This is a genomic window from bacterium (assembly GCA_016873475.1).
Lineage (GTDB): Bacteria > Krumholzibacteriota > Krumholzibacteriia > JACNKJ01 > JACNKJ01 > VGXI01.
This window is the reverse complement of record VGXI01000143.1, coordinates 1-8,467: the sequence shown is the minus strand read 5'-3', so window position 1 is coordinate 8,467 and position 8,467 is coordinate 1. Positions and strand designations below refer to the sequence as shown.

9 protein-coding genes are annotated in these 8,467 nt (G+C 73.1%); all 9 read left to right on the top strand.

Features of this window, described 5'->3' with window-relative positions; all coding sequences use genetic code 11:
* Positions 1-1,173: ABC transporter substrate-binding protein (locus FJ251_11195; protein ID MBM4118283.1), on the top strand; the 1,173-nt coding region annotated here is incomplete at its 5' end.
* A gap of 35 nt (positions 1,174-1,208) precedes the next feature.
* Positions 1,209-1,613, top strand: coding sequence for a hypothetical protein (locus FJ251_11190; GenBank protein MBM4118282.1), 405 nt, complete (start codon positions 1,209-1,211; stop codon positions 1,611-1,613).
* 125 nt (positions 1,614-1,738) lie between these two features.
* Positions 1,739-2,992 carry an aminopeptidase gene (locus tag FJ251_11185; protein MBM4118281.1) on the top strand — a complete coding sequence of 418 codons (1,254 nt, stop codon included), beginning with the start codon at positions 1,739-1,741 and terminating at the stop codon, positions 2,990-2,992.
* Between the two features lie 22 nt (positions 2,993-3,014).
* Complete coding sequence (locus tag FJ251_11180) at positions 3,015-4,040, top strand: DUF1573 domain-containing protein (protein MBM4118280.1); 1,026 nt, start codon at positions 3,015-3,017, stop codon at positions 4,038-4,040.
* Complete coding sequence (locus tag FJ251_11175; GenBank protein ID MBM4118279.1) at positions 4,037-4,531, top strand: rhodanese-like domain-containing protein; 495 nt, start codon at positions 4,037-4,039, stop codon at positions 4,529-4,531. Before FJ251_11180 ends, FJ251_11175 begins: the two co-directional genes overlap by 4 nt.
* Positions 4,486-4,962, top strand: a complete 477-nt coding sequence (locus tag FJ251_11170; GenBank protein ID MBM4118278.1) for a DoxX family membrane protein — start codon at positions 4,486-4,488, stop codon at positions 4,960-4,962. The genes FJ251_11175 and FJ251_11170 overlap by 46 nt, the downstream gene beginning before the upstream one ends.
* Positions 4,963-5,101: 139 nt before the next feature.
* Positions 5,102-5,755, top strand: a complete 654-nt coding sequence (locus FJ251_11165; protein ID MBM4118277.1) for a lamin tail domain-containing protein — start codon at positions 5,102-5,104, stop codon at positions 5,753-5,755.
* Between the two features lie 95 nt (positions 5,756-5,850).
* Positions 5,851-7,566, top strand: a complete 1,716-nt coding sequence (locus FJ251_11160; protein ID MBM4118276.1) for a GHKL domain-containing protein — start codon at positions 5,851-5,853, stop codon at positions 7,564-7,566.
* Positions 7,563-8,467: methylmalonyl Co-A mutase-associated GTPase MeaB (meaB, locus tag FJ251_11155; GenBank protein ID MBM4118275.1), on the top strand; the 905-nt coding region annotated here is incomplete at its 3' end. The genes FJ251_11160 and meaB, both read left to right, overlap by 4 nt.

Sequence of the window (8,467 nt, the reverse complement as noted above, 5' to 3'; positions counted from 1 at the left end):
TGGTCGCCGGCGCTGACGGCGATGATCGAGGAGTACAACGCCCTGCACCCCGAGCTGCCGGTGCGCGCCTACGACATGAGCCGCTACCAGGCGCTGAGCCAGAAGATCATCGCCGCCGTCGCCGCCGGCCAGCCGCCGACGATCAGCCAGGCCTACGAGGCCTGGACGGCCGAGATGATCGAGGCCGGCATCATCGAGTGCCTCGAGCCCTACGCCGACGGCGAGCGCGGCGATGCCCCCCTCACGGCCGCGGACTTGGCCGACATCCAGCCCGTTTTCCTCGACGAGTGCCGCTACGCGGGCAAGCTCTGGTCTTTCCCCTTCAACAAGAGCGTGCGCACGCTCTACCTCAACCGCGACCTCTTCCAGGCGGCGGGCCTGGACCCGGACCGGCCGCCGGCGACCTGGGAGGAGTGGCGGGACGCGAGCGCGCGGCTGACGGTGGACACGGACGGGGACGGCCGCCCCAACCGCTGGGGCACCACCGCGCGCGCCTCGGTGACCATCTTCGGCTGCCTGCTGCTGGCCAACGGCGGCGACTTCTTCTCACCCGACGGCAAGCGCTCCACGATCGCCGAACCGGCGGGCATCGAGGCGATCGAGTTCATGGCCGAGCTGCTCGCCACGCGCCGCCTCGGCTACGCCACCTTCGACTACGGCTACCAGAACGAGTTCAAGGCCGGCCGGGTGGGCATGATGGAGGGCTCGAGCGTGTCCCTCTCCTTTCTGCGCGGGGGCCTCGACTTTGCGCTCGGCGTCGCACCCCTGCCCGCGCGCAAGCAGCAGGTGGCGCTGGTGCAGGGCACCAACCTCGTCGTCTTCGCGAAGGCGACGGCGGCCCAGAAGCGGGGGGCCTGGCAGTTCATCCGCTTCCTGACCGACACGGCGAATGCGACGCGCTGGTCGCTGGCCAGCGGCTATGCGCCCCTGCGCAAGAGCTGCCTCGAGGAGCCCGACATGCAGGCTCTGCTCGCGGCGACCCCCGGTCTGGCGGCGACCTACGCGCAGCTGGGTCACGCTGTCAGCGAGCCGCGCCACTCGGCCTGGTTCGCCGGTCGCAAGTACCTGGAGGAGGGGGCGATCCAGCAGGTGATGCGGGGTACCGCGCAGCCCGCCGACGCGCTGCGGGCCACGGCCCGCAAGATCGATGCGGAGATCGCCTCCGGATTCTGAGCCGGCTGTTTACAGGCGGCGGGCGATGGGGCTTAATGGGGCGCTCCCGCCCGCCCGACGAAGGAGAGCAGATGGCGAGCCAAGATCTCGATCGACGGCGCTTCCTCGCGCAGCTGGGCGCGTTGGCAACCCTCGGGTTGAGCGCGCCGGCGATCCCAGGCTGCGGCGGCCGAACTGCCGACCCCTGCAGCGACCTCACGGGTCTCAGCGCGCAGGATCGCCAGACGCGCGTGACCTACGGCTACCGCAGCCAGACCCTCATCGAGGCCAAGCGCTGCGACAACTGCCACTTCTGGAAGGCGGCGAGCGGGGCCGGGCCCTGCGGCAGCTGTACCCTGGTCAAGGGACCCATCGCCCCCGCCGGCTACTGCAACAGCTGGGCGCAGCCGGTGCCCGGCGGCCAGGCGCCGCCGGGCGGCGCGCCCCCGCAAACCGGCTAGCCCGGGCTCCGGCTCGGGAACCGCGTGCCAGCCGATACGTTGGCAGGGCCTTGCCCTCCCTGCCAGCGCCGACGAGATGCCAGCCCCCCGCCCGAGCGCGGGCGGACCCGGGAAGGGGAGCGCCAATGAGCCTCAGTTTCGCGCAGAAGCTGGACAACTACGCCCGATTGGCCGTGCAGGTCGGCGTCGGGCTGCAGCCCGGGCAGCGCCTGCTGCTCCTCGCTCCTCTGGAGTGCGCCGCCTTCGCGCGCCGGGTGGTCGAGGCGGCCTACACGGCCGGCGCCCTGCTCGTCGACCTGCTCTACGTCGACGACGAGGTGCAGCTCGCGCGCTACCGCCTCGCTCCCGAGGCCTCCTTCGCCGAGGTCTCCACCTGGAGCGCCGACGCCCTGATCAAGGGCAGCGCCCGCGGCGACGCCGTGCTGCGCATCAGCGGCAGCGATCCCGACCTGCTCAAGGGCCAGGACCCGCAGCGCGTCGCCCAGGTGCAGCGCGGGCTGCAGGCCTACAGCGAGCCCTTCGCCCGTCGCATCAGCGCGAAGGAGATCAACTGGTGCATCTGCGCGGCGCCCGTGGCGGCCTGGGCGCGGCGCCTCTACCCGGAGCTGGCCGCTCCGGCCGCGATCGACGCGCTCTGGGAGGAGATCTTCCGCATCTGCCGCGCCGACCAGGCGAATCCGGTCGCCGCCTGGCAGGCCCATGCGGAAGCGCTCCGCGCCCGGCGCGCGCAGCTCGACGCCAGGCAGTACCGCGCGCTGCGCTACCGCGGGCCGGGGACCGCGCTCGAGCTCGGGCTGCCGGCGAACCACCGCTGGCTCGGCGGGCTCAGCCACACGCCGCAGGGCCTGCCCTTCATCGCCAACCTGCCCACCGAGGAGGTCTTCACCCTGCCGCACCGCGAGCAGGCCGAAGGCTGGGTGGCGGCGAGCATGCCGCTGGCCTACGCGGGCACCCTGATCGAGGGCATCCGCCTGCGTTTCGCGGGCGGGCAGGTGGTGGAGGCCCGAGCCGAGCGCGAGGAAACCGTGCTGCACAAGCTGCTCGAGACGGACGCCGGCGCGCGCCGACTCGGCGAGGTGGCCCTCGTGCCGCAGAGCTCGCCGGTCGCCCGCTCGGGCAAGCTCTTCCTCAACACCCTCTACGACGAGAACGCGGCCAGCCACCTCGCGGTGGGCCGTGCCTACCGCGTCTGCCTGGAGGGCGGCGCGGCGATGGACGACGCCGCCTTCGCCGCCGCGGGCGGCAACGACAGCCTCACGCACGTGGACTTCATGATCGGCTCGAGCGAGTTGGAGGTGGACGGGCTGCGCGCCGACGGCGGCGTGGAGCCCCTCATGCGGGGCGGCGAGTGGACCCAGAGCGCGAACCCGCGAAGCTGAGCCGAACGCAGAAAGGAAGCCGATGATCGCCATGCGCTCCCGCCTCGTCCCCGCTCTGCTCGCCTGCGCGGCACTGCTGCTGCCTCTCGCGGCGGCCGCTGCACCGAAGCTCGTCCTCTCGACAGGCAGCCTCAACTTCGGCCGCGTGCCGCAGCACCAGGTCATGGCCCGCGAGCTGACGCTCAGCAACCGCGGCGACGCGGAGCTCCTGATCACCGAGGTCTACACCTCCTGCTCCTGCACGGAGCTGAGCCTGGCCGCCGAGCGCGTGCCGCCCGGCGGGAGCACGGTGCTCACCGTGCGCTTCCACAGCCGCGATCTCTCGGGCGACAACAGCAAGACCATCGAGATCAGCTCCAACGATCCCGAGCAGCCGCTGATGGAGGTGCCGGTCATGGCCTTCGTGGCGGCGCCCATCCTCGTCGAGCCTGCCGACCGCAGCCTGGACTTCGGCAAGGTGCGCCGCGGCCAGACGCCGCGCCAGGAAGCGGCGATCCGCGTCGACGGCCGGGCCAGCCTGGCCCTCACGCTGGGCACGGTCGACGCCAAGCGCTTCACCGCGGCGATCGCGCCGGGCGCCGGCGCGGACCGGGCGCGCCTCGTCGTCGACCTGAAGCCCGACGCCACGGCCGGTCCCTTCCGGCAGGTCCTGCGCCTGACGACCGACGACCCGCGGCAACCCAGCCTCGACTTCACCCTGAGCGGCACCGTGCTCGGGGACCTCGAGACGGCCCCCGACCGGCTGAACTTCCGCTACGTGCTGCCGGGTCAGGCGCTGAGCAAGGAGATCGCCGTCCGGACGCCGACGCCGGGCTTCGCCTTCCGGGTCACGGAGGCCAAGGTCGACCTGCCGGGCCTCCAGGTCGAGATCCTCGCCGACGGCAGCCAGGGCGAGGCCAGGCTGCGCGTGTCGGGCACGGCCGTCGCCGCCGACGACTCGCTGGCCAAGGCCGCGCAGGGGCGCGTCAAGGGCGGCCTGCACATCTTCACCAACCGGCCGGAGGAGCCCGAGCTGCTCGTGGACCTCCTCTACCTCCTGCGCGAATGAGCGGCAGGCTTGCGGCGGGCGGGGCTTGCTCCCGCACCCTCGCCGAGGCGGGCCTCCTCGTCGCCCTGACCCTGGTCGCCGCTGCCGCGAGCTGGGCGCTGCGCCCGCCGCGCCTGCCTCTGGCTGCCGAACGCAGCGTCTACGAGTTCGAGCGCAAGCAACCGCTCATCGGCGCCGAGGCGGCGCTCGCGCGCTACGAGGCCGGCAGCCACCTCTTCGTCGACACGCGGGCGGGCCTGGCGGCGGACGCGCCGCGCATCCCCGGCGCGCTCGCCATCACGTCCGCGGGCTTCGCCGACGAGCTGGCCGCGGTCATCGACTTCATCGCCCCCGAGGACCCGATCGTCCTCTACGGGGACGGCCTGCAGGCCACGGCCGCGGTGGCCGGCCAGCTCGCCGCGCGCGGCTACACGCAGCTCTCGCTGCTCGATGGCGGTCTCGCCGCCTGGCGGGCCGCGGGCGGGCCCCTGAGCGACGGGGGGGCGCCGTGAACGCCCTCGCCCGCCTCAGCGCTCGTCTGCCAGGCTGGCTGCACTGGCTGCTCGCCCTCGCCGTGGCTGCCACCTTCGTTGTCGCCTCCTGGAGCAAGATCGCCAACCCGGGCGACTTCGCGCTGTCGATCTACCGCTATCGGATGCTGCCCCTGGCCGTCCTCCACCCCTTCGCGCTCTTCCTGCCCTGGCTCGAGCTGATCGCCGGCCTCGCCCTGCTCTGGCCGCGCCTGCGGCGGGGGGCGGCCCTGCTCGCCGCCCTGATGACGCTGATGTTCATCGTGGCGCTGACTGCGGCGCTCGCCCGCGGCCTGGACATCGAGTGCGGCTGCTTCGGCGCCTCGGGCGGGCACGGCGTCGATCTCTCGCTGATCGGCCGCGACATCCTCCTCCTCGCGGCCTGCCTGCCCCTGCTCCTGCGCCCGCGCTAGGGCGGCACGGCGCTTGCCTGGACCGGCGCGCCCCCTCGCGGCCTGCCTGCCCCTGCTCCTGCGCCCGCGCTAGGGCGGCACGGCGCTTGCCTGGACCGGCGCGCCCCCTCCTCCCCGCTCACTCGCCGAGGAGGCACGCGTGCACGATTCCCGCAAGCCGGCGCGGCTGGCCACCCTGCTGGCCCCGCTGCTGCTCATTCTGTCCCTGCCCACGGGCAGTTTCGCCCAGGTCCTGCTCAACGAGGTGCTCGCCGATCCGGTCAGCGACTGGTCCGGCGACGGCCTCATCGACTTCAAGAACGACGAGTGGATCGAGATCGCCAACGGCGGCACGACGGCCGTGGATCTCGGCGCCTACTGGCTCTCCGACTCGGGGACGGACCCGGCCGTTCGCTACCGCTGCAGCGGCAGCCTCGCGCCCGGCGCCGCTCTCGCGGTCACGGGCGCGATGGCCGTCGCCTGGCAGGCCGAGACCGGCAACGGAAGCGCCGGCCTCAGCCTCAGCAACTCGGGCGGCGAGGTCGCGCTCTTTCGCGACGAGGGTGGCACCGCCGTCCAGGTGGATATCATCGCCTACACCAGCTACCAGATGGACGACGACCGCAGCCTCGGCCGCCTGCCCAGCGGCACCGGCGAGTGGATCCTCTACGACGGGATGAACATCTACCACGGCAGTCAGCTGCCTGGCTCCACGGGCTGCCTGCCCTCTTTCGGCCAGCCGAACGTCTGCAACGGCGTGCCGGTGAAGGAGGCCAACTGGGGACAGGTCAAACAGCGCTACGGCAACGATTAGCGGTACCGGAGCGGGAGGGGCGGGCCAGGCCCGCCCTCCCGTCGCCGGTGGACCCTCCCCGGGGCCTGTGCTAGAGTGGGCCGGGAGGCGCCATCGTGACGAGTCGCCAGGTCTGCTGGGAGCTCTTCCGCTGTCGGGACCGCAGCTGTCCCGTCTTTGGCGACCACATCGTCGGCAGCCCGGCGCTGATGCGCGTGGATGCCGCCGAGGTGGTCCAGTGGCGCAGCGGGCAGCTCGGTCCCGTCGAGGCCCTGAGCTGCCAGTACTTCCGGCGCCTGCGCGAGCGGGGGCGGGGGCGGCGGGCCGTCGACCGCAACCTGGATCTCTTCCTGGAGCGCGCCCTGCGCCGCGCGGCCAGCTTCCAGCGGCGGCTCGCCATCTACGAGAGCGGCGCCGAGGGCCCGCACCTGGACGAGCTCAGCCTGCTCGGCCAGTTCAGCCAGCTCATCCCGAACCTGGGCTCGATCCGGGAAGTCTGTTTCGCGCTGCTCACGGTGGTGACGGCCGGCCAGGGCCTGGGCTTCAACCGGGCGATGCTCTTCTGGCGCGACCTCGAGGAGGCGCGCGTGGACGGCCACTGCGCGATCGGCCCCGGCGACGATCGGGAGGCCGACCGCATCTGGCGCGAGCTGGCCGAGCAGGAGCCCTGGCTGGACCTGCGCGAACTGGTGCGCCGCGGCCTGGCGGGCACGCCCGAGGACGCGCCCCTGGCCCGGCGCCTGCGCAGCCTCAGCCTGCCGGCCCAGGAGCCGGCCAGCCGCTTCTCCCGCGCCCTCTGGGAGCTGCAGGAGCTGCACGGCGAGCGGCTGGAGCACGCGGCCGACCGCGCGCTCGTCGCGGCGCTGGACCTGCAGCACTTCGTCACCCTGCCCCTCGTGCGCGCCGAGCGCAGCCTCGGCTTCCTGCTCGTCGACAACCGCTACTCGGGTGTCAGCCTGGCGCCCGAGCGGATCGACGTGCTACAGGTGCTGGTGCGCTTCGCCACGGGCATTCTCGAGAACCTCATCCTGCGTGAGTCGCTCGAGCGCAGCCTCGCCCGCAGCCAGGCCAGCGCCGAAGTACTGGCGGAGATCCGCCGCCGCATCAGCCGCGCCGAGAAGCTGGCGGCCAGCGGCGAGCTGTCGGCGGCCGTCGCCCACGAGATCCGCAACCCGCTCACGGCGATCGGTGGCTTCAGCCGGCGCCTGCTCAGGAGTTCCAGCCTCGGTGAGGAGGACCGGCGCACCGTGCAGGTGATCGCCGAGGAGGCCCTGCGCCTGGAGGAGACCCTCGGCCGCCTGCTGCACAGCGCGCAGCGCGAGGAGCTCCAGGTGCACCCGGTGGATCTCAACGCCCTCGTGCGCGACATCGAGAGCCTGCTGCGCGACCGCGTCGCCGAGGCCGGCATTCGCCTGACCAGCGAGCTCGAGCCCGACCTGCCCCGCCTGACCCTCGACGAGCGGCGCCTCAAGCAGGTGCTGCTCAACCTCGTCCAGAACGCGATCGAGGCGATCGAGGGCAAGGGCGAGATCCATATCGAGACGGAGCGCGAGGAGGGCTGGCTGCTCCTGCACGTGGCCGACAACGGCTGCGGCATGAGCCCCGAGCTGCAGAGGCGCATCTTCCGCGCCTTCTACACGACGAAGGACGAGGGCACGGGCCTGGGCCTCGCGCTCTCGCAGCGCTACGTGCGCCAGCACGGCGGCGAGCTCAGCGTGGAGAGCACGCCCGGCGTCGGCACGCGCTTCTCCATTCGCTTGCCCCTGCGCGCGGCCTTGCCCGTGGGTGCCGCGCGGGCCCTGGACCTCGATCACGAGGAGCCGCGCGCATGAGGCCCGCGCTCGTCGAGCTGCTCGTCGCCTGCGCAGCGGGCGACCGCCGGGCCCTGGCGCGGCTGATCTCCCTCGTCGAGGACGAGAGCGAGGCCGCGCCGGCCATCGAGGACTGGGCGCTCGCGCGAAGCGGCGGCGCCTTCCGCATCGGGGTGACGGGACCCCCGGGGGCAGGAAAAAGCAGCCTGCTCGACGGCCTCCTGCGCGCCTACCGCGCGCGCGGCCTGCGATTGGCGGCCCTCGCCGTGGACCCGAGCAGCGCCTTCACGGGCGGCGCCCTGCTCGGCGACCGCATCCGCATGCACGAGGCGGCGCGGGACCCGGAGATCTTCATCCGCAGCCTGGGCAGCCGGGGCTCCCTCGGCGGGCTCGCGCGGCAGACCGAGGCCGTGGCCGACCTGCTCGACGCGGCGGGCGCGGAGCGCATCCTCATCGAGACGCTGGGTGTGGGCCAGAGCGAGCTGGACATCGCCCTGAACTGCTTCACTACGGTGGTGCTGCTCACCCCCGAGAGCGGCGACGGCATCCAGACGATGAAGGCGGGCCTGATGGAGATCGGCGATCTCTTCGTGATCAACAAGGCCGACCGCGAGGGCGCGGCCGCGCTCGCCATGGAGCTGGAGGCCAGCCTGATGCGGCGGGGTGCGCTGGACGGCTGGCGCCCGCCGGTGCTCCAGTGCGTGGCGACGGCGGATCGCGGCGTCGCGGAGTTGGTGGACGCGATCGAAGCGCACCGCGACTTCCTCGCGCGCGAGGGCCGGCTCGAGCTGCGCCGCCGCGAGCAGCTCGGCCGCCGCCTGCGCGCGGCGGTGGAGGCGCGCATGAGCGCGGCGCTGTGGACCGCCGAGCGCGAGCGCGAGCTGGAGATGGGGGTTGCGCTCGTCATGGAGGGCCGGATTTT